Genomic DNA, 19,662 nt, shown 5'->3' with positions numbered 1-19,662 from the left:
CGGCCCGGCCGCTCGCGGGCCGCCGGCCCCCACGGATCGCCACCACGGCGCCGCCTGGCACGTACGCGCACCTCCGAGGTCATCGCGTCCGTGGTGGTGCGGCGAGGCGGTGCGGAGTCGTGCTTCGCGGCTGTTCCGCGTCGGGCGCGTCGGCGGTCCAGTCCGGGTGGCCGGGCATCGCTGGCGTCTTCGCCCCGTACAGCCATGGGCGGAGGAACGCGCCGAGATCGCGCCCCGCGACGTCGGAGGCGAGCCGGACGAAGGCCGCGGTGTCCGCCGTGCCGTCGCGGTGCTCGGCGACCCAGCGGCGCTCGACACGGGCGAAGGCGTCCGCCCCGATCTCCTGGCGCAGGGCGTAGAGCACCAGGGCACTGCCGTCGTAGACGACGGGACGGAAGATGCTGATCTTGCCGTTGCCGGGTGCCTTGGGGCGGGCCGGCGGTCCGCCCTCCGCCCGCCACCCGTCGCTCGCCCCGTACGCCTCGCGCATACGGCTCTCCAGCGTGGGGCCGCCCCGTTCCTCGGCGTAGAGCCCCTCGTACCACGTGGCGTGGCCCTCGTTGAGCCACAGGTCCGACCAGGTGCGCGGGCTCACGCTGTCGCCGAACCACTGGTGCGCCAGCTCGTGCACGAGGACGGAGTCGACGTACCACTCGGGGTAACGGCGGTCGGTGAACAGGCGCCGCTCGAAGAGCGAGAGCGTCTGTGTCTCCAGTTCGAAGCCCGTGTTCGTGTCGGCGACGAGCACTCCGTACGCCTCGAAGGGGAAGTTCCCCACCCGCTTCTCCATCCACCGCAGCTGTCCCGGTGTCCTGCGCAGCCATGGCTCCAGGCGCTCACGATCGGCCGCGGGGACGACGTCGCGGACCGGGAGGCCGTGCGGCCCCGGCCTGCGTGGCACGACGGAGCGGCCGAGGGAGAGCTGGGCCAGTTCGGTGGCCATCGGGTGCAGAGTGCGGTACGTCCAGGTCGTCGCGCCGCCCGCCGCGTCGGCCCGGCCCGCGAGGAGGCCGTTGGCGACCACGGTCACGCCGCGTGGCGCGGTGACGCGGAAGGTGAAGTCCGCCTTGTCGGAGGGGTGATCGTTGCCGGGGAAGACCCGGTGGGCCGCGTCCGCCTGGTTGGCCATGGCCAGGCCGTCCTTCGTCCGGACCCAGCCGCCCTCGCCCTGCCCGGCCGCCGGCGGCCGTGGATCGCTCGTGTGCCGTACGACGATGCGCAGCCGCTCTCCGGGGCGCACGCGTTTCCCGGGCGTGATGACGAGGTCCTGTCCGGCGCTCTCGTGACGGGCGGTGCGGCCGTTGACGGTGACGGCGCGCACCTTGCCGTGGGAGAAGTCGAGGTTGAGCCGGTCGAGGGACGCCTCCGCCCTGGCGGTGATACGGGTGACGGCCTCCAGCGGTGCGCGGTTGTCGCCCTCGTACGTCAGCGAGAGGTCGTAGGCCAGCACGTCGTAGCCGGGGTTGCCGAGGGCAGGGAAGAGCCGGTCGCCGATCCCCTGGGGTGCCGGGGAGGGTGCGGCGGCGGCGATGAGCGCGAGGCAGACGGCGAGCACCGGCACGAGCACGCGGGCCGTGCGGCGGGCACGGCGGCGCGGACGGGACGGGACCGCGCCGCCCGTGCGCTCCGCTCCGCCGCCGGGCCCCGGCCTCGCCGAGGTGTTCGCAGAAATGCACTCCAGGTTCATGACTCGGAGTTACCGCAACGGATACGCACAGCAACCATTCAGCGCGCAGAACAACCCGAAGGAGTCAGTTCCTTCTCGCCTTGCTGACGTCTTGGGCGCAAACGGCTCACGGCGCATCGGCGCCACCTACATGCTCCGTCCCCCGCGTGATGCCGGAGCAGAAACCTCTCTGCTGGAGGCTGGTACCGGTCCTGCCTCAGACCCCGGACGCGGGCGCCGCACTGCGCGCCCTGCTCACGTCGTACACGCCCGGCACGTCCCGCATGGCGCGCATGAGCCCCGGCAGGCGGGTGGCGTCGGGCAGGTGGAGCGTGTACGTGTGGCGTACGCCGTGCTCGCTCGGAGGCTCGACCGTGGCCGAGATGACCGCGACGCCCTCCCCCGCGATCGCTTCCGTGAGGTCGGCGAGCAGGTGGGGCCGTCCGAAGGAGGCGGCCCGCAGGGTGACGCGGCAGTCGCCGGTGTCGCCCCAGTCCGCGCCGACCGTGCGCCGGCCGGCCGCGGCCATGCGTACCGCCCGGGGGCACTCGGCGCGGTGCACGGTGACCGCGTTGCCCCGTACCGCGAACGCCGTGACGGCGTCGGGCGGCACCGGAGTGCAGCAGCCCGCGAGGCGCACCGTCGCGCCGGGCTGGTCGACCGTGACGCTCGCGGCGAGCGTCCGCGCGGCGGGGGCGGGGAGTGTGGGACGGGAAAGGGGCTCTTCCCGCCGCGCGTCCTCGGCGGGGGTGTCGGCGGGGTGCGCCGTGAGCCAGCGGCGGATGGCCAGCCCGGCGGCGGGGGTACGTACGTGGTCGAGCCACTCGGGCGAGGGGCCGCCACCGGCGGCGTCCTGGCCCATGAGGAGCTGGACCGTGTCGCCGTCCTCAAGGACGGTGCTCAGTGGCGCGAGGCGGCCGTTGACGACCGCGCCCATACACGCGTGCGCGTCTTCGCCGTACTGCGCGTACGCGGCGTCGACGCAGCTCGCGCCCGCAGGCAGCCCGAGCGCCCCGCCCCCCTGGCGGAAGACGGTGATCTCGCGGTTGTGGGCCAGATCCTCGCGCAGCACGGACCAGAACAGCTCCGAATCGGGCACCGCGCTCTGCCATTGCAGGAGCCGGGAGAGCCAGCCGGGGCGGGTCGGGTCGGCCCGCTCGGCATCGGCGGCCTCCGCCGCCTCCGCGGTCTCCACGGGTTCCGTGCCGAGGGCCGGTTCGGCGGCCTTCCCGTCGAGAGGCGCCATGTCCGGCGTGCCCTGCGGGTCCCGGCCGCCCGGCCCGCCGTGCGCGGCGCCCCGTCCCGTACCCCCTGGTCCTTGGTCGGCGCCCACCGCGTACGGATTGCCGAGCGCGACGACACCCGCCTCGGCGACGCGGTGCATCTGCCGCGTACGGATGAGGACTTCCGCGATGCCGCCCTCCGGCGTCGCGAGAGCGGTGTGCAGGGACTGGTACAGATTGAACTTCGGGACCGCGATGAAGTCCTTGAACTCGGCGACCACCGGGGTCAGGCAGGTATGCAGTTCCCCGAGTACCGCGTAGCAGTCGGCGGTCTCGCCGACCAGGACGAGCAGGCGCCCGAAGTCGGTGTCGCCGAGCCGGCCGCGCTTGCGGTGGACACGGTGGACGGAGACGAAGTGACGGGGCCGGAGCTGTACATCCGCGCTGAGATCTGCCTCGCGCAGCACCTCGCGCACTCGTTCGGCGACGGCGGCGAGGGGATCGGGCGAAGCGAAGTGGTCGACGATGAGGCGGCGCGTCTCCTCGTACTCCTCGGGATGGAGGATGGCGAAGACCCGGTCCTCCAGTTCGGTCTTGAGCGTCTGCACGCCGAGCCGTTCGGCGAGCGGGATGAGGACGTCGCGTGTGACCTTCGCGATCCTGACCTGTTTCTCGCGCCGCATGACGCCGAGGGTGCGGACGTTGTGGAGGCGGTCGGCGAGCTTGATCGACATGACGCGTACGTCGTTGCCGGTCGCGAGGAGCATCTTGCGGAAGGTCTCGGGTTCGGCGGCCGCACCGTAGTCGACCTTCTCCAGCTTCGTGACCCCGTCGACGAGGTAACCGACCTCGCTGCCGAACTCGGCGCGGACCTGGTCGAGGGTGACGTCGGTGTCCTCGACCGTGTCGTGCAGGAGCGCCGCCGTCAGGGTCGTGGTCTCCGCGCCGAGTTCCGCGAGGATCAGCGTCACGGCGAGCGGGTGCGTGATGTAGGGCTCGCCGCTCTTGCGCATCTGGCCGCGGTGCGAGGACTCGGCGAGGACGTAGGCGCGGCGCAGCGTGTCGACATCGGCGTCGGGGTGGTGGGCGCGGTGGGCGTCGACGACGTGCGCGATCGCGTCGGGGGCGCGGTCGCGGCCGGTGTGGCCGAGGAGTGCCGCCCGGCCGAGGCGGCGCAGGTCGATGCGGTGCCGGGCGCGCTTGCGAGGCTGCGCGGCGCCGGCTGCCTGGAGGGCATCGGGAGGCCCCCCGGGCGTCGCTGGATTCATTGCCTCCGCACTCATGGGCACCTCCGGCTGCGTCGACCGGTCGACGGGATGCCCGGAGCACGGGGCCCCGGGACAGCGGGCGGTGTCCCCGTCCGGGCCGGTGCTTGATGCTATCGAGCCCACCACGCGCCGCCGACCGCCTCTCGCCGAGCGTGAAAGGGATCACCCATTCGAGCGAAGTCGGCGGGCGACACGGGCGTGGGGAGTGACCTTTGCGGCGCTCGCGCGTTGCCCCGGTTACGCGTCGGGCGCCCGCCGGGGGGTGCGGCGCCCGCGCGGCTAACCTCTCCCGGAACCCCGCCCGGGTACTCAGGCGGTCAGCGCCGCCAGCCACTCCCGGTCGATCGTGCCCTCGGCGACGAGGACCGCGGGCCCGGTCATCTCCACGACTCCGTCGGCGCGTTCGGTGATGGTGAGCCGGCCGCCGGGCAGGTCGACGGTGTACGTGGCGGAGCGGCCCGTACGCGCGGGGTCGAGGCCGTCCCTGCGCGCGGCGGCCACGGCGACGGCGCAGGCGCCCGTACCGCAGGAGCGCGTCTCGCCGGAGCCGCGTTCGTGCACGCGCATCGCGAGCGCTCCGGGGGCACGGTCCACGACGAACTCGACGTTCACGCCGTGCGGGTAGGCGCTCGCCGGGAGCACCTCGGGGGCGGTGCGCAGCTCACCGGCCTCGGCGAGGTCGGTGACGAAGGTGACGGCGTGCGGATTGCCCATGTCGACGTGCGTGGCGGGGCGCAGCCCGGAGCCGACCCGGACCTCGACCTCGCCCTCGGGCAGCCGTGCGACGCCCATCTCCACGGTGATCTCGCCGGGGATGCCGGGCGTCTCCTCCTTGGCCAGGTGGGCGCGCTTGATCCCGGCCCGCGTCGCGACCGCCAGTTCCCCGGCGCCCACGTGTCCTGCGCGCTGGAGGTACCGGGCGAAGACCCGGACGCCGTTCCCGCACATCTCGGCGACGGAGCCGTCCGCGTTGCGGTAGTCCATGAACCACTCGGCCTCGTCGGCGTACGCGCGGGCCTCCGGGTGCGCGGCGGAGCGCACGACGTGCAGCAGCCCGTCGCCGCCGATCCCCGCGCGCCGGTCGCAGAGGGCGGCGACCGCGGCGGGAGCCAGGTCGAGGGCGTTCTCCGGGTCGGGAATGATCACGAAGTCGTTCTGCGTGCCGTGGCCCTTGAGGAAGCCGATCGCGGTGCTCATCCTTCGATCGTACGGGGCGGAGCGCGGGGTCCGCGCGGCCGTACGGGGCGGAGCGCGGGGTCCGCGCGGCCGTACGGGGCGACGGCGCCGATGTCCGCGCGCGGGGTGGAGGGGGTGGGTCCGCAGGCGTACGGGGCCAAGGGCCCCCCGGGGCCGGGGCTCGGCGCAGGCGCTCAGCGCAGCCGCGCGACGCGCCAGACAGCGAGGCCCGCGACGACGAGAACGACGGTCATGTAGAGGCCGATGGCTCGCCACTGGCGCTTTCCGCCGCCCTGGGCGAGCCCCGGCCAGTTGTAGCCGACGCGGCGGGCCGCCATCACGGCGCCGCCTGCCGCGGACGAGCTGAGCAGGAGGCCGAGCATCGCGACGACGGCGCCGCCGTCACCGGCCTCGAAAGCGAGCGGGAAGGCGAACATCAGCGAGCCGATCGCGGCCAGCACGACGATGGGCGCGAGCTGCCACAGGCGCAGTCTGCGCTGCGGCCTCAGCTCGACCTCCACGGCGCCGTCCTCGACGACCGCTTCGTCCGCCGCGACGTCGTCGCGGCCCGAGGGAAGCACACCCAGGGCCACTGCCTCACCGTCCGCCACTACCCGGTCGGCGATCGGCGGGGGGTCGTCGGCTGGGCCGTCCTGGACGAGCTGCTCCCGCTCTTCGCGTCCGGTGTCACGAGGGCCGGCCTCCATCGCCACTGTGCCCTCCCACTCGGACTCCGCCAGGTCGATCGCAGCTTGATGATGGCACGGCGTCGGGGGCCCGTAGGACGCCCGGAGCGTCCCGATGCCATCACGTGATCAGGCTGTAACCGCCCGTTCGACCAACGCCAGAGCACGTCCGGAAAGTTCCTCTCGTCCGGAGAGTCCCCCATCGAGCCAGTGGATACGGGGATCGCGCCGGAACCACGTGTCCTGGCGGCGCGCGAAGCGCTTCGTAGCGCGCACGGTCTCCGCGCGCGCCTCCTCCTCATCGCACTCCCCGGCGAGCGCGGCGAGGACCTGCTGGTAGCCGAGCGCGCGCGACGCGGTGCGGCCCTCCCGTAGTCCCTGCCTCTCCAGCGCGCGGACCTCCGCGACGAGGCCGCGTTCCCACATCACGTCGACGCGCCGGGCGATGCGTGCGTCGAGTTCGGGCCGAGCGACGTCGACCCCGATCTGGAGCGTCTCGTAGTACGCCTCGCGCCCCGGCAGGTTCGCGGTGAAGGGCTTGCCGGTGATCTCGATGACCTCCAGGGCGCGCACGATGCGACGCCCGTTGCCGGCGAGGATCGCGGCAGCCGCCTCGGGGTCGGCGCGCGCGAGCCGCGCGTGCAGCACGGCGGGGCCCGCCTCCTCCAGTTCGGCTTCCAGACGCGCGCGGACGGCCGGGTCGGTGCCGGGGAACTCCATCCGGTCGACGACGCCTCGCACGTAGAGCCCCGAACCGCCCACGAGCACGGGGACACGGCCTTCGGAGAGCAGCCGATCGATCTCGGCGCGCGCCAGCGCCTGGTACTCGGCGACGCTCGCTGTGCGGGTGACGTCCCAGATGTCGAGGAGGTGGTGAGGGACGCCCTCGCGTTCGGCGAGCGTCAATTTCGCGGTCCCGATATCCATCCCACGGTAGAGCTGCATGGAATCGGCGTTGACGACTTCGCCGCCGAGTCGCCGGGCGAGGAAGACGCCGAGATCGGACTTGCCCGCGGCGGTAGGCCCGACGACGGCGATGACCCGTGGGGTGGGGGGTGCGGTACTCACTGTCCCAGTGTCCCAAACCAGCAGGAGCGCCTCGAACGAGTTACGTGACGCGACGCGGGCCGCCTCGTTTGCCGTTGCGAGGTCCCGACCGTCGGTCGCGGGCCGCCGGGGCCGTGGCCGCGCGCAGTCTCTGCGCCGCCCCCGCCCGTGTCCACCTGTCACCACCTGTCCCTTGGAGCACGCAATGGGCCTCTTCTCCTTCCTCCGCCGCAAGCCGCAGGCGACCGATCCCGCGTCAACCCCGCAGGGGGAGGCCGCTCCGGCGGCCGAAGAAACCGGCGAGGACGGCACGGAGGGCCCTGGCGCGAAGACTGCCGATGCGCAGGCTGCCGGTACGGACGCCGCCGATGCGGACACTGCGGGTGCCGCCGGTGTGAAGGGTGACGCGGTCGGAACCGGGGCGGGGGCGGCCGAGCCGGAGACGGAGGGCGCGGCCCCGGCGGAGGCCGTCGCTGAGGGCGAAGGCGCCGGTGCGAAGGCGACCGGTGCCGACACGGCCGGTGCGGACGCGACAGAGCCCGCGTCTTCCGCGCCCGGTGTCGCGTCCGGCGAGGAGGGTGCCGACAAGGTGGCCGCCGGGGCGACGGAGACGGTCGGCGCCGCCGATGGCGCGAGCGACGGCGAGACCGCCGAGGGGGGCATCCCCAAGCAGCAGTCGGTCGACGAGGCCGCCGAGCGCGAGGCCGCCGACCACGTTCGTCGCTGAGCGCGAGCGGCACTCGCGCGCGCCTGCCGAGCCCTCCGGGACGGGCCACCTGCCCGGGGGCCCGACAGGCGCGCGCGGCCGATCCGTAGTAAGCCAGCAGTAGGCGCTCCGCGCGGGGCGTCGTCTTCCCGGTTTCCGGCGAGGAGGGACCCCATGGGTTTCATCGACAACATGCGGGCACGACTGTCCCCGGCGAAGGACAAGGTGGCCGATCTCGCGCAGCAACACGGCGACAAGATCGGCGACGGCCTCGACAAGGCGGCCAAAACCGTCGACGAGCGCACGAAGGGCAAGTACTCCGACCGCATCCAGTCGGGCACGGACAAGGCCAAGGACGCCGTCGAACGGATGGGCAAGAAGGACGGCGAGGCCGGTGGCGAGGGCCGGAGCGGTGGGTCGCAGCAGCCGCCGGGCTCCTCGGGAAGCTGAGGAGCCCGCGCGGGGTGGCTGCGCGCGCTCGTAGCCGCCTGTCAGCGGCCTGCGGGCGGGAGCCCTGCGGCGTCCGGCGATCCGTGCGGTACGCCGTCTGTCAGCCGCCCGCCTGGGCGGAAAAGGCTCAGGACCACGCGGCGACGAAGTAGCCGACCCCGTAGGGTGCCTCGTCGTACAACAGGCTGCCCGTGAGATCCGTGCCGCGCGCGGCACCGGCGAGCACCTGCCACGGGGCCCGCCCGGCACAGCCGAGCACCCGGGCGGTAGCGGGGTCGAGTCCGGCGAGGGTGTCGATGTCCGCGTCGGCGAGTGCCTTCGCGACGGCGCCGTCCCACGGAGCGGCCCGCTCGTCCAGGTATCCGGGAGCCTTGACCGTACGCGTTGCGCTCCCGTCGCCCAGGACCAGCACCGCCAGTCGCTCGTCAGGGACACGCAGCGACTCGCCGAGGGCCAGGCACTCCTTGGTCCCGCTCTCCTCGCCGACCGCGAGCCCGGAGACCGGCGCCGCCGCCCAGGCGGCGTGCTCCAGCAGCCAGGCGCCCACGGCAAGGGAAGCGGGCAGGGCAGGACCGGCCTCCGTCGTACGTGCCGACTCTGCCAGTCCCATCCGCGTGAGCCGTACGGTCACGGGCACCCCGAACCCGTGGAAGCCGCCTCGCGCGCCTTCGCCGTGGCGCACGGCCCCAGTCCCCGCCACGGGTCCGAGGACGAGCAGCCGGTCGGGCCGCGATGCGGCAAGCACGGAGAGCGCGTCGGCACACGCGCCCCGCAAGGCGTCGAGTTCCACGGCGGCCCCCGCCGCGATCCGGGGAACCAGCAACGGAGGACACGGGCAGACGGCAGCGGCGACAAGCATGATCGGCAGCGTAACCCGCGGGGAGCGGTGGGGCGGGGGGTAGCGGTGCGGGCCGGCACGGTGGGGCGGGGTGGGCTCGGTGGGATGGGTCGGCAGAAGCGGTGAGCTGGGGCAGGTGGATGGGGCGGCGGGTGCGGCGGTGCAGGGCGTCGGCGGCACTGACGGGGCGGGGTTGCCTCGGCAAGCGCGGCGGCGCGAGGTCATCGGCTGGCACTGGCACTGGCACTGGCACTGGCACTGGCGAGAGTGCCTCGGCAAGCGCGGTGGAGTGCAGACACCGGTTGACGTCGGCACCGGAGGCTTCGGCGAGTACGGCGCCGCGAAAGCCTGTCGGCTGGCCCAGCGGGGGGCGGCGAGACCCGGTGTCCGGGCCCGCGCTCGCGCAGGGCAGGACAAAGCTGCGCGGAGCGAATCCGCGCATGGCAGGACCGTGCGGGCGCGTCCGTCCGGTGTCGGAGGTGCTCCTACCGCCGTACGGTCGTGCGCCTCGGCCGACGTACGGTCGCTGGACCGTCCTCCCGGCACCGCCCTGACTTCAGCCCGGCCGCACTGCCCGCTGCGTGCGGGCTCGGTCCCCGCCCCGCGCCCGCTCGATCCCGTCGCACGGACTCCACCGCCCACCCGTGCGCGCTACCGCGCCTGCGCCGGCCCGCACGGGTGCGGCCTCTCCGTCCGGGCTCGGCCCCGCGCCCACGCCAGGGCATACCCCGCGTGCGCTCCGCGAAGCCCCCGTCGGAGGTCAGTCGCAGCCGCAGCCCTGCGTGACGGCGGCAGTCGGCTGAGGGGCCGGGGCGCCGATGGTTGGCAGTCCCAGCATCACGCCGGCCGGCTTGACGGTCTCGGCGGTCGTGCGCTTCTCCCAGGCGTCGCCCGCGCGGGTGCGCCGGACGCCGCGGGGAGTGCCCTCGGCGAGGAGGTGGTGGGGAGCCGCATAGGTGATGTCGACGGTCACGACGTCCCCTGGTCGCACCGGCTCCTGCGGCTTGGTGAAGTGGACGAGGCGATTGTCGGGGGCACGCCCCGAGAGACGGTGGGTCGCGCCGTCCTTGCGTCCTTCCCCCTCGGCGACCATGACGTCCAGCGTGCGGCCGACCTGCTTCTTGTTCTCCTCCCAGGAGATCTCCTCCTGCAGCGCGACAAGCCGCTCGTAGCGCTTCTGGACGACCTCCTTGGGAATCTGGTTCTCCATCTCGGCGGCCGGGGTGCCCGGACGCTTCGAGTACTGGAAGGTGAACGCCGCGGAGAAGCGGGCCTCGCGCACGACGTGCAGCGTCTGCTCGAAGTCCTCCTCGGTCTCGCCCGGGAAGCCCACGATGATGTCCGTGCTGATCGCGGCGTCGGGGATCGCCGCGCGGACCTTCTCGATGATGCCGAGGTAGCGGTCCTGGCGGTAGGAGCGGCGCATCGCGCGGAGCACGGTGTCCGAACCGGACTGGAGCGGCATGTGCAGCTGGGGCATCACATTGGGCGTCTCGGCCATGGCGGCGATGACGTCATCGGTGAAATCGCGGGGGTGCGGGGACGTGAAGCGGACTCGTTCCAGGCCCTCGATGCCGCCGCAGGCTCGCAGCAGCTTGCTGAACGCCTCGCGGTCGCCGATGTCGCTGCCGTAAGCATTGACGTTCTGGCCGAGGAGGGTGATCTCGCTGACGCCCTCGGCGACGAGCGCCTCGACCTCGGCCAGGATGTCGCCCGGCCTGCGGTCCTTCTCCTTGCCGCGCAGGGCGGGGACGATGCAGAAGGTGCAGGTGTTGTTGCAGCCGACGGAGACGGAGACCCAGGCGGCGTAGGCGGACTCGCGGCGGGTCGGCAGCGTGGAGGGGAATGCTTCCAGGGACTCGGCGATCTCGACCTGGGCTTCCTCCTGCACGCGGGCGCGTTCGAGGAGGACTGGGAGCTTGCCGATGTTGTGGGTGCCGAAGACGACGTCGACCCAGGGGGCACGGTCGACGATGGTCTGCCTGTCCTTCTGCGCGAGGCAGCCGCCGACGGCGATCTGCATGCCGGGGCGCTCGGTCTTCTTCGGGGCGAGGCGGCCGAGGTTGCCGTAGAGGCGGTTGTCGGCGTTCTCGCGTACCGCACAGGTGTTGAAGACGACGACGTCCGCGCCGCCGTCCTCGGCGCCCTCGGGGGCGCGCACGTATCCGGCACCCTCCAGGAGGCCGGCGAGCCGTTCCGAGTCGTGCACGTTCATCTGACATCCGTAGGTGCGGATCTCGTATGTCCGGGCCTGTGTCCCGGCCTGCTGAACGTCCACCACGGGGCTCCGGTCGCTGCTGCTCATGCGGACAAGGGTAGGCGAGCCGGGAGAAGCGGCCGACCGCCGGTGGGGCGGGCGGCGCGGGTGACCCTGAGGACCGGCAAGGCCGGCCCCGGGGGGCGGGAGTTCGACGGAGGCCTTGGGAGCGCTGGGGAGCGGCGCCACGTACCGGTCACCACCCCGAGTCCGCGCGGAGCCGAACCCTGAGAGCGGTGGCGCGCCCGCTCAGGGTTGTTTCAGGGATGCCCCTGAGCGGTCTCTCAGGGGCATCCCTGGGTGTGTCCCAGGGTGAACCCTGAGGCATCCCTGATCTCTGCCGCAACCGCTGGTTTTCACCCTGTGTGACTGGCAGGATCGTCGCCATGACCACGTTCCTCTCCCGGTTCGGCCGGGGCACGATGCTCGGCGGCGCAGCGGTGTGCGCCGTCGTGATCGGGCTGCTGCTGTGGTGGCTGCTGCCCCTCGGGAACGCCCAGCCGCGCGGAACCGTGGTGTTCAGCACAGGCGTGAGGTCGGGCGTCTACGAGAAGTACGGCGAACTCCTCAAGCACGCGGTGGACCGGGATCTGCCGGGTGTGCGCATGGAGTTGCGCGCGAGCGAGGGCTCTCAGGAGAACGTGGCGCGGGTGGCGACCGGGAAGGCGGACTTCACCATCGCGGCAGCCGACGCCGTGGAGAAGTACCGGGAGGACAACGGCAAGGGCGCGGGGAGTCTGCGTGGCTGCGCGCGGCTCTACGACGATTACCTCCAACTCGTCGTCGCCGAGTCCTCCGGCATCCACAAGGTCACCGATCTCCGGGGCAAGCGGGTCGCGGTGGGGCAGGTGGGGTCCGGGGTGCGGTTGATAGCGGACCGCTTGCTCACGACGGCGGGCCTCGACCCGGAGCACGACATCACCCCGGTGGGCATCGGGATCGACAAGATGAACGAGCAGCTGAGGCTCGGGAAGATCGACGCCTTCTTCTGGTCCGGCGGTCTGCCGACGGTCTCGGTGCGCGAGCTGTCCGAGACGTTCCCCGTACGGTTCGTGCCGCTCGGGGACCTCGTGGACGCGTTGCGGCACGCGGGCGGGGAGGGGCGCTTCTACCGGACGGCCGTCATGCCGCGCGACGCCTACCCCGCCGCGCACAACGACGGCACCGTGATGACACTCGCGGTCGCGAATCTGCTGGTCACCCGGGGTTCCCTTGACCCGGGTCTGACGGAGGGAGTCACGCGGACTGTCATCGCCAGCCGCGACGGCATAGGCCAGCAGGTGCACGCTGCGCAGAAGGTCGATCTGCGCACCGCCATCTACACGGACCCCCTCGAACTGCACGAAGGTGCGCAGCAGTACTACCGGTCGGTGAAGCCATGATCTCGTGAGGGCGGGGCAGCATGGGGCGGGACCGAGGGGCCGGGCGCGGGACGCTCAACTTCCCGGTCGTCGCGATCCTCGACACGGCGGACCCGTGCGGCCGGGCGCGGGACCGTGAGGGTGGGTGACCGTGGGGCGCATGGCGGGCTGTGCTCGTCGGCCGTAAGGCCGTGGTGCGGTTACCGCGGGCAGGGCCTCACGGCGGCGTGCCCCCGAACGGCGGGGGACAACGCCCGTGACGCTGCGAAGCCGTGATCCCGGACAGGGCTGAAGACGCAGCGATCCGCTACGCCTCCGCGTCCCTCCCGCCCTTCCCCCGTCGCCGTACTCGGCCTACTCCCCCGTCAACGGAGCTGTGCCGGCCGGGCGGTTGCGGGGAATGACGAGATCGGCGCTGAGGCCGTGGGGGCTGTGGTGGCGGTATTCAAGGGCTCCGCCGCCGGCTTCGAGGAGGGCGCGGGTGATGGAGAGGCCCAGGCCGGAGCCGTGGACGTTCTGGTGGCGGTTGCTGCGCCAGAACCGGTCGCCGATACGGCCGAGTTCCTCCTCGGTGAGCCCGGGTCCCTCGTCGGTGACGGTGATGACGACCTCGCCCGGTCTGGCCTCCACCGTGAGTTCGACGGCCGCGCCTGCGGGGGTGAACTTGAGGGCGTTGTCGAGTACGGCGTCGAGGGCGCTGGAGAGCGCGATGGGGTCGGCCCACCCGGTGACCGCGGGACAGGTGCCGGTGAGCCGGACGCCCTTCTCGTCGGCGAGGGGCCGCCAGGAGGAGAGGCGTTCCTCGGCGAGGGCGCCGATGTCGGTCAGCGTGAGGTCCGCCTCCGAGTGCTCGGCGAGGGCGAGGCCGAGGAGGTCGTCGAGCACGCGGGCGAGACGTTGGCCCTCGGTACGGACGGAGGCGACCTCCTCGTTGTCCTCGGGGAGTTCAAGGGCCAGGAGTTCGATCCGGAGCAGAAGTGCGGAAAGGGGATTGCGGAGTTGATGCGAGGCATCGGCTACGAAGGCGCGTTGCTGTTCGAGGACGCTCTCGACGTTGTCGGCCATCTCGTTGAACGAGGTGGCGAGGCGACGGAGTTCGGGCGGGCCGCCGGTCGGGGCGACACGGGACTTGAGCCTGCCGGTGGCGATGTCGTGGGTCGTGGCGTCCAGAACGCGTACGGGACGCAGCACCCATCCTGTCAGGCGCAGGGCCGCGCCCAGCGCGAGGAGCATGGCGGCGCCCTCGCCGACGGCGACGAGCAGCCATTTCTGGAGCGTGCGGGAGCGCAGGGCGCCGGTCGGGGAGTCGGTGACGACGACCGCGATGACGTCCCCGTCCCTTATCACCGGCGAGGCCACGATGAGACGGCGGCTCGTCTGCCAGGGCCACACCTGCTCGGGATCAGGGCTGCGCCGGCCGTTGAGAGCCTCGTCGTAGGCGGAGCGAGCCTCCTCGCCCGCGTCCTGGAACGGCTGCGCGCGGCTGTGGACGGAGCCGGTGGGCTCCGGAAGGGCCGAAGCGCCGTGGCCCTGGGTGGTGGTCGTCCCGGGAAGGGAGGCGTCCGCTTCCGGCGGTGGCAGTTGCCAGCTGTGCGGGGCGGTGGCGAAGGGCTCGCCGAGGCGGTCGAAGACACCGACATGGATGCCGTAGAGGCGGTAGTAGCGCCCGAGTTCGGTGTCGAGCGTGGCGCTGCGTTCGGTGTCCTCGACGGTCGCGCCCGCGCCGTCGCCGTCCGTGTTGACGAACTGGGCGAGGGAGGCGAATCGTGCCGAGTCGTCGATGCGGTCGACGATCACCTTCTGCTGCTCGCCCGCGGCCATGCTGATGGCGAGCGGGAAACCGAGGGCGAGCAGGACTCCGGCGAGCAGGATGATGAGCAGGGGAAGAAGCCGAGTGCGCACCAGGACCCGCTAGGCACCGGGGACGACGAGCTTGTACCCGACGCCGCGGACGGTCTCGATGAGGGTGGGTACCCCGATCTTGGCGCGCAGCGAGGCGATGTGGACCTCCAGGGTCCGTCCCGTTCCCTCCCAGCTCGTGCGCCAGACCTCGCTGATGATCTGTTCGCGACGGTAGACGACGCCGGGGCGCAGCGCGAGGAGCGCGAGGAGGTCGAACTCCTTGCGGGTGAGCTGGACGGGCACGCCGTGGACGCTCACCTCGCGGGTCTCCGGGGTGAGGCGGACCGGCCCGAGCGCGGTCGTCCCGGGCTCGGAAGCGCTGGAGTGGGTCCGCCTGGCGACGGCGTGGATGCGGGCGAGGAGTTCCCTCGTGTCGTACGGCTTGACGACGTAGTCGTCGGCGCCGAGGTTGAGTCCGTGGATGCGGGAGCGGACGTCGGCGCGCGCGGTGACCATGATGACGGGTACGGCGGAGCGCGTACGTATCTTCCCGCAGACCTCGTAGCCGTCCTGGTCCGGGAGTCCCAGGTCGAGGAGGACGACGGCGTACGGCTCCTCCTGCTCCTCGCCGGGGAGCAGGGCGCGCAGCGCGTCCTCGCCGTTGCGGGCGTGCGTCACCCGCAGGCCGTGGCGGGCCAGTACGGCGGAGAGCGCGGCGGCGACATGGTTGTCGTCCTCCACGAGCAGCAGTCTCACCGTCCGTCACCTCCGTCGGCTGGGTCGACCCGGGCCCCACCGGGTCCGGGTGCGCTGGTACGTACGCGATCCGCGCCGCGGGCGGTTCCCGCGGGCACGGAAGCACGCGGGCGGTACGGGCGGGAGCGCGCGGGGCGCTTTGGCATGTACTCCGATCCGCCCGGCATGCGTCAAGAGGGTTCGGGGCCCGGGCGCGTTCCGTTATCCAGCCGGTACGAGGAAGCGACGCGACAGGCACGCGACGTGCGCGGATGATCCCGGATCGTGATGCTCAATTTCCGCTCAGATGTGCTGACGGTGCTCGCGCCTGCTCACTAGGGTCCACCCAACCGAGGAGGACGGAGTTGTGAGCCGATGACCGCAGTATCGGTGTCGAAGGACGCCGCGCCCACGAGCGAGGACCTGGTGGTCCTGAGCAAGGTGAACAAGCACTTCGGCGCACTCCATGTGCTTCAGGACATCGATCTGACGATCGGGCGCGGCGAGGTCGTCGTGGTGATCGGTCCCTCGGGGTCCGGGAAGTCCACGCTGTGCCGCACCATCAACCGCCTGGAGACGATCGACGACGGGGCCATCACCATCGATGGCCTGCCGCTGCCGCAGGAGGGCAAGGAACTGGCCAGGCTGCGCGCCGATGTCGGCATGGTCTTCCAGTCGTTCAACCTGTTCGCCCACAAGACCGTGCTCCAGAACGTGATGCTCGGCCAGGTGAAGGTGCGCAAGACCGAGAAGGGGGCCGCCGAGGAGAAGGCGCGGCAACTGCTCGACCGGGTGGGCGTCGGTTCGCAGGCCGACAAGTACCCCGCGCAGCTCTCCGGTGGTCAGCAGCAGCGCGTCGCGATCGCGCGGGCGCTGGCGATGGACCCGAAGGTCATGCTCTTCGACGAGCCGACCTCCGCGCTCGACCCGGAGATGATCAACGAGGTCCTTGAGGTCATGCAGCAACTGGCCCAGGAGGGCATGACCATGGTGGTCGTCACGCACGAGATGGGCTTCGCCCGCTCCGCGGCGAACCGTGTGGTCTTCATGGCCGACGGGCGCATCGTGGAGGAGGCGACCCCGGACAAGTTCTTCAGCGCCCCGCGCAGTGACCGCGCCAAGGACTTCCTGTCGAAGATCCTCCAGCACTGAGCGAGCCGCGGCGCTGAACGACCCCCGGCGCCGAGCGATCCGCGGCGCGCCGAGCGTCCTTCGACGCCGAGCACACCCCGGACCGCCTGACCGCAAGCCCGACGACCGCAAACGACAACCGCGCAAGCCGGAGGTCGAGGGCCCCGGCCGCACAGCCCCCGGCCGCGCCGCCGCACACCAGGGCGCCGCACACCAGGTCGCCGCACACCAGGTCGCCGCACACCAGGTCGCCGCACACCAGAGGTCGCCCCCACCGGCCGCCGGACACCCACCACGGACAACCCCGCCTCCCCCAAAGGCACCAGCACACCACCGCACGGTCCCGCCGGTCACCGACGAGCACCGCGCAGATCGGCGGGCGTCCCCAGGCCCGTACCCGCCACCGCCGTTCCACCGATTCCGATCCGCCGTCGATCACGATCGACCGTTATCGAAGGACTCACCATGAAGTTCCGTAAGGTTTCCGCCGCCGTCGCCGTGGTCCTCACCGTCGGCCTCGCCGCGAGCGCCTGTGGCAAGAACGACGACGACAAGGGGTCGGGCGGCTCCGGCGGTGGCAAGAAGATCACCATCGGGATCAAGGTCGACCAGCCGGGCCTCGGCCAGAAGCTGCCGAGCGGCGAGTACGCCGGCTTCGACGTCGATGTCGCCCGGTACGTCGCGAAGGCCCTCGGCTACAAGACGAACCAGATCGTGTGGAAGGAAGCGAAGAGCGCCGACCGCGAGACGATGCTGGAGCGCGGCGACGTGGACTTCATCGCCGCCTCGTACTCGATCACGGACGAGCGTGAGGCGAAGGTCGACTTCGCGGGCCCGTACCTCCTCGCCCACCAGGACATCCTGGTCCGCGCCGACGAGAACGGGATCAAGGACCCGAAGGACCTGAACAGCAAGAAGCTCTGTTCGGTCACCGGCTCCACCTCCGCCCAGAACATCAAGAAGGAGCTGGCCCCCAAGGCGGATCTCCAGGAGTACGGCGGCTACTCCGAGTGCCTCACCGGCCTGGAGAACAAGGCCGTCGACGCGCTGACCACGGACGACTCCATCCTCGCGGGCTACGCGTCGCAGAAGGAGTTCCAGGGCAAGTTCAAGCTCGCCGGCTTCAAGATGACGAACGAGAACTACGGCATCGGCGTCAAGAAGGGCAGCGACCTCAAGGACAAAATCAACGACGCCCTGAAGAAGATGGTCGACGACAAGTCCTGGGACAAGGCCGTCGAGGACAACTTCGGTCCGGCGAACTACAAGAACGAGCCCGCCCCGGCGATCGGCGACGTCAAGAAGTAAGCGACGGCGCTCAGCAGATGACAGCTCGCGTGCGCTTCCCCGCCCGCTTCCGCGCGGCGGCGGGCGGGGACCGCGCGGGACAGTAGTCGGGGTGCGGTCGGTGCGCGGACGGTGACGTGCGCGCACCGGGCCCATCCCCCGCGTGGAAGCACGGGAGATCGTGTTCGACTTTCTTGAAGGTTACGACCTGCTCGGGGCGTTCTGGATGACGGTGAAACTCACCGCTCTCTCCGCCGTGGGCTCCCTGATCTGGGGCACCGTGCTCGCCGCCATGCGGGTCGGCCCTGTCCCCCTGATGCGTGGCTTCGCCACCGGTTACATCAACATCGTGCGGAACATCCCGCTCACGGTGATCATCGTCTTCACCTCGCTCGGCCTGTTCCAGACGCTCGGCGTCGACCTGGGCGCGAGCGACTTCAAAGCGATCAACTTCCGCCTGGCGGTGCTCGGACTCATCCTCTACACGTCCTCGTTCGTGTGCGAGGCGATCCGTTCCGGCATCAACACGGTTCCGATGGGGCAGGCGGAGGCCGCTCGGGCACTCGGCCTGAACTTCCGTCAGGTCCTCACGCTGATCATCCTTCCGCAGGCGTTCCGTTCAGTCGTCAACCCGCTGGCGAACGTCCTCATCGCCCTCACCAAGAACACGACGATCGCCGCGGCGATCGGCGTGGGCGAGGCCGCGGTGCTGATGAAGGAGATGATCGAGAACGAAGCCGAACTCTTCCTGATCGGGCTCGTCTTCGCCTTCGGCTTCATCGTGCTCACACTTCCCACGGGGCTCATCCTCGGCTGGGTCAGCAAGAAGGTGGCGATCAAGCGATGACCTCGGTGCTCTTCGACGCCCCCGGCCCCCGGGCCAAGGGACGCAACATCCTCTACTCCGTCCTCTTCGTCCTCGTCGCCGCCTTCGTCGTGTGGTGGATCGTCGTGAAGCTGGACGACAAGCACCAGCTCGACTGGGCGAAGTGGAAGCCGTTCTTCACGGACAGCCAGGCATGGACCACGTACCTGCTGCCCGGACTCGGACAGACGCTCCTCGCGGCGGCGATATCCATGGTCATCGCGCTGCCGCTGGGCGCGGCGTTCGGAATCGCGCGGCTCTCGGACCACGCCTGGGTACGGGTGCCCGCGGCGACCGTCGTCGAGTTCTTCCGCTCGATCCCGGTCCTGATCATGATGCTCATCGCCTTCGAGGTGTACGCCCAGTACACCTCGGTCTCGACCGACGACCGGCCGCTCTACGCCGTCGTCACCGGACTCGTGCTCTACAACGCCTCGGTGCTCGCCGAGATCGTCCGCGCCGGCATCCTCTCGCTCCCCAAGGGACAGACCGAGGCCGCGCACGCGATCGGGCTGCGCAAGGGACAGACCATGCGGTCGATCCTGCTGCCGCAGTCGATCACCGCGATGCTGCCCGCGATCGTCAGCCAGCTCGTCGTCATCGTGAAGGACACCGCGATCGGCGGCTCGCTGGTCAACTTCTCCGAACTGATCAACTCGGTGAGGCCGCTCTCCGCCGCCTACGGCGCCAACACCATCGCGTGCTTCACCGTCGTCGCGGTGATCTACATCATCGTCAACTTCTCGCTGACGAGCTTCGCGACCTGGCTGGAGAAGCGACTGCGCGCGGGCAAGAAGTCCACCGGCGCGGTCCTGAGCGCCGCCTCCGTGGACACCGGCGGCAGCGGCACGAGCGGCGTGCAGCCTCTGGCGAGCACCGACGCCTGACGGCCGGCCACAGACTCCCGGTACACCCGGGTCTCGCGGCCCGCGAGCGGGAGGCCCCCGGGCCTCCCGCGCCGGGTGCCCCGTCGGCGGCGGGGCACGCGACGCGGACGCGCACAAGAGGGCGGGACGAGAGCCTTGGGGGGCTTTCGTCCCGCCTTTGCGCGTGCCGTACCCCGGCCCCGCTCGCGCCACGTCGCGACGTACGGGCGCTGCCGCGCCGAGGGCGCGCCGGTTTCG

Annotated in this window: 16 protein-coding genes; 7 read left to right on the top strand and 9 right to left on the bottom strand. The window is 71.7% G+C overall.

The window, feature by feature from the left end; all coding sequences use genetic code 11:
• Nucleotides 1–79: 79 nt before the first annotated feature.
• The 5 genes from G3I42_RS27525 to miaA form a co-directional block, all read right to left on the bottom strand.
• On the bottom strand, nucleotides 80–1,687 hold the full coding sequence (locus tag G3I42_RS27525; RefSeq protein ID WP_164290356.1) for a M1 family metallopeptidase: 1,608 nt from the start codon (nucleotides 1,685–1,687) through the stop codon (nucleotides 80–82).
• A gap of 196 nt (nucleotides 1,688–1,883) precedes the next feature.
• Nucleotides 1,884–4,172, bottom strand: coding sequence for an HD domain-containing protein (locus G3I42_RS27520; RefSeq protein ID WP_164290354.1), 2,289 nt, complete (start codon nucleotides 4,170–4,172; stop codon nucleotides 1,884–1,886).
• Between the two features lie 294 nt (nucleotides 4,173–4,466).
• Nucleotides 4,467–5,354, bottom strand: a complete 888-nt coding sequence (gene dapF, locus G3I42_RS27515; protein ID WP_164290352.1) for a diaminopimelate epimerase — start codon at nucleotides 5,352–5,354, stop codon at nucleotides 4,467–4,469.
• Between the two features lie 173 nt (nucleotides 5,355–5,527).
• Nucleotides 5,528–6,040, bottom strand: coding sequence for a hypothetical protein (locus tag G3I42_RS27510; RefSeq protein WP_164290350.1), 513 nt, complete (start codon nucleotides 6,038–6,040; stop codon nucleotides 5,528–5,530).
• Between the two features lie 108 nt (nucleotides 6,041–6,148).
• Nucleotides 6,149–7,087, bottom strand: a complete 939-nt coding sequence (gene miaA, locus G3I42_RS27505; RefSeq protein WP_164290348.1) for a tRNA (adenosine(37)-N6)-dimethylallyltransferase MiaA — start codon at nucleotides 7,085–7,087, stop codon at nucleotides 6,149–6,151.
• Between the two features lie 184 nt (nucleotides 7,088–7,271).
• On the opposite strand from miaA, the gene G3I42_RS27500 reads away from it, so the two are divergent.
• Together G3I42_RS27500 and G3I42_RS27495 are read left to right on the top strand one after the other, a co-directional pair.
• Complete coding sequence (locus G3I42_RS27500) at nucleotides 7,272–7,793, top strand: hypothetical protein (RefSeq protein ID WP_164290346.1); 522 nt, start codon at nucleotides 7,272–7,274, stop codon at nucleotides 7,791–7,793.
• A gap of 153 nt (nucleotides 7,794–7,946) precedes the next feature.
• On the top strand, nucleotides 7,947–8,222 hold the full coding sequence (locus G3I42_RS27495) for an antitoxin (RefSeq protein WP_164290344.1): 276 nt from the start codon (nucleotides 7,947–7,949) through the stop codon (nucleotides 8,220–8,222).
• A gap of 127 nt (nucleotides 8,223–8,349) precedes the next feature.
• Here G3I42_RS27495 and G3I42_RS27490 read toward each other — a convergent pair whose 3' ends face one another.
• On the bottom strand, nucleotides 8,350–9,081 hold the full coding sequence (locus G3I42_RS27490) for a class III extradiol dioxygenase subunit B-like domain-containing protein (protein WP_203607416.1): 732 nt from the start codon (nucleotides 9,079–9,081) through the stop codon (nucleotides 8,350–8,352).
• A 739-nt stretch (nucleotides 9,082–9,820) separates the two neighbouring features.
• Entirely contained in the window at nucleotides 9,821–11,365 is a 1,545-nt protein-coding gene (gene miaB / locus G3I42_RS27485; RefSeq protein WP_164290342.1) for a tRNA (N6-isopentenyl adenosine(37)-C2)-methylthiotransferase MiaB, read from the bottom strand.
• Between the two features lie 338 nt (nucleotides 11,366–11,703).
• Here miaB and G3I42_RS27480 point away from each other — a divergent pair, with 338 nt between their 5' ends.
• Nucleotides 11,704–12,699 (top strand): TAXI family TRAP transporter solute-binding subunit, encoded by a 996-nt coding sequence (locus tag G3I42_RS27480; RefSeq protein ID WP_164290340.1) that lies wholly within the window; start codon nucleotides 11,704–11,706, stop codon nucleotides 12,697–12,699.
• 333 nt (nucleotides 12,700–13,032) lie between these two features.
• On the opposite strand, the gene G3I42_RS27475 is transcribed toward G3I42_RS27480, so the two are convergent.
• Both G3I42_RS27475 and G3I42_RS27470 read right to left on the bottom strand, forming a co-directional pair.
• Nucleotides 13,033–14,580, bottom strand: coding sequence for a HAMP domain-containing sensor histidine kinase (locus tag G3I42_RS27475; protein ID WP_164290338.1), 1,548 nt, complete (start codon nucleotides 14,578–14,580; stop codon nucleotides 13,033–13,035).
• A gap of 9 nt (nucleotides 14,581–14,589) precedes the next feature.
• Nucleotides 14,590–15,276 (bottom strand): response regulator transcription factor, encoded by a 687-nt coding sequence (locus G3I42_RS27470; protein ID WP_164290336.1) that lies wholly within the window; start codon nucleotides 15,274–15,276, stop codon nucleotides 14,590–14,592.
• Nucleotides 15,277–15,630: 354 nt separating this feature from the next.
• Here G3I42_RS27470 and G3I42_RS27465 point away from each other — a divergent pair, with 354 nt between their 5' ends.
• From G3I42_RS27465 to G3I42_RS27450, 4 genes are all read left to right on the top strand, one after another.
• Nucleotides 15,631–16,407 carry an amino acid ABC transporter ATP-binding protein gene (locus G3I42_RS27465; protein WP_164290334.1) on the top strand — a complete coding sequence of 259 codons (777 nt, stop codon included), beginning with the start codon at nucleotides 15,631–15,633 and terminating at the stop codon, nucleotides 16,405–16,407.
• Between the two features lie 444 nt (nucleotides 16,408–16,851).
• Nucleotides 16,852–17,694 (top strand): glutamate ABC transporter substrate-binding protein, encoded by an 843-nt coding sequence (locus G3I42_RS27460; protein ID WP_164290333.1) that lies wholly within the window; start codon nucleotides 16,852–16,854, stop codon nucleotides 17,692–17,694.
• Between the two features lie 160 nt (nucleotides 17,695–17,854).
• Nucleotides 17,855–18,520, top strand: coding sequence for an amino acid ABC transporter permease (locus tag G3I42_RS27455; protein WP_164290429.1), 666 nt, complete (start codon nucleotides 17,855–17,857; stop codon nucleotides 18,518–18,520).
• Nucleotides 18,517–19,425, top strand: a complete 909-nt coding sequence (locus G3I42_RS27450; protein ID WP_164290331.1) for an amino acid ABC transporter permease — start codon at nucleotides 18,517–18,519, stop codon at nucleotides 19,423–19,425. Before G3I42_RS27455 ends, G3I42_RS27450 begins: the two co-directional genes overlap by 4 nt.
• The last annotated feature ends 237 nt before the right edge of the window (nucleotides 19,426–19,662 follow it).

The sequence above is a fragment of the Streptomyces sp. SID11385 genome, from assembly GCF_010548245.1.
In the GTDB taxonomy this organism is placed as follows: Bacteria; Actinomycetota; Actinomycetes; order Streptomycetales; family Streptomycetaceae; genus Streptomyces.
Note: the sequence above shows the minus strand (reverse complement) of the source record. Positions and strands in the feature narration are given on the sequence as shown.

Bases quoted from the DNA above. Each gene is read 5' to 3' on its own strand.
- G3I42_RS27525 (WP_164290356.1), bottom strand. From the start codon at position 1,687: ATGAACCTGGAGTGCATTTCTGCGAACACCTCGGCGAGGCCGGGGCCC.
- G3I42_RS27520 (WP_164290354.1), bottom strand. From the start codon at position 4,172: ATGAGTGCGGAGGCAATGAATCCAGCGACGCCCGGGGGGCCTCCCGAT.
- dapF (WP_164290352.1), bottom strand. From the start codon at position 5,354: ATGAGCACCGCGATCGGCTTCCTCAAGGGCCACGGCACGCAGAACGAC.
- G3I42_RS27510 (WP_164290350.1), bottom strand. From the start codon at position 6,040: ATGGAGGCCGGCCCTCGTGACACCGGACGCGAAGAGCGGGAGCAGCTC.
- G3I42_RS27500 (WP_164290346.1), top strand. From the start codon at position 7,272: ATGGGCCTCTTCTCCTTCCTCCGCCGCAAGCCGCAGGCGACCGATCCC.
- G3I42_RS27495 (WP_164290344.1), top strand. From the start codon at position 7,947: ATGGGTTTCATCGACAACATGCGGGCACGACTGTCCCCGGCGAAGGAC.
- G3I42_RS27490 (WP_203607416.1), bottom strand. From the start codon at position 9,081: ATGCTTGTCGCCGCTGCCGTCTGCCCGTGTCCTCCGTTGCTGGTTCCC.
- miaB (WP_164290342.1), bottom strand. From the start codon at position 11,365: ATGAGCAGCAGCGACCGGAGCCCCGTGGTGGACGTTCAGCAGGCCGGG.
- G3I42_RS27480 (WP_164290340.1), top strand. From the start codon at position 11,704: ATGACCACGTTCCTCTCCCGGTTCGGCCGGGGCACGATGCTCGGCGGC.
- G3I42_RS27465 (WP_164290334.1), top strand. From the start codon at position 15,631: ATGACCGCAGTATCGGTGTCGAAGGACGCCGCGCCCACGAGCGAGGAC.
- G3I42_RS27460 (WP_164290333.1), top strand. From the start codon at position 16,852: ATGAAGTTCCGTAAGGTTTCCGCCGCCGTCGCCGTGGTCCTCACCGTC.
- G3I42_RS27450 (WP_164290331.1), top strand. From the start codon at position 18,517: ATGACCTCGGTGCTCTTCGACGCCCCCGGCCCCCGGGCCAAGGGACGC.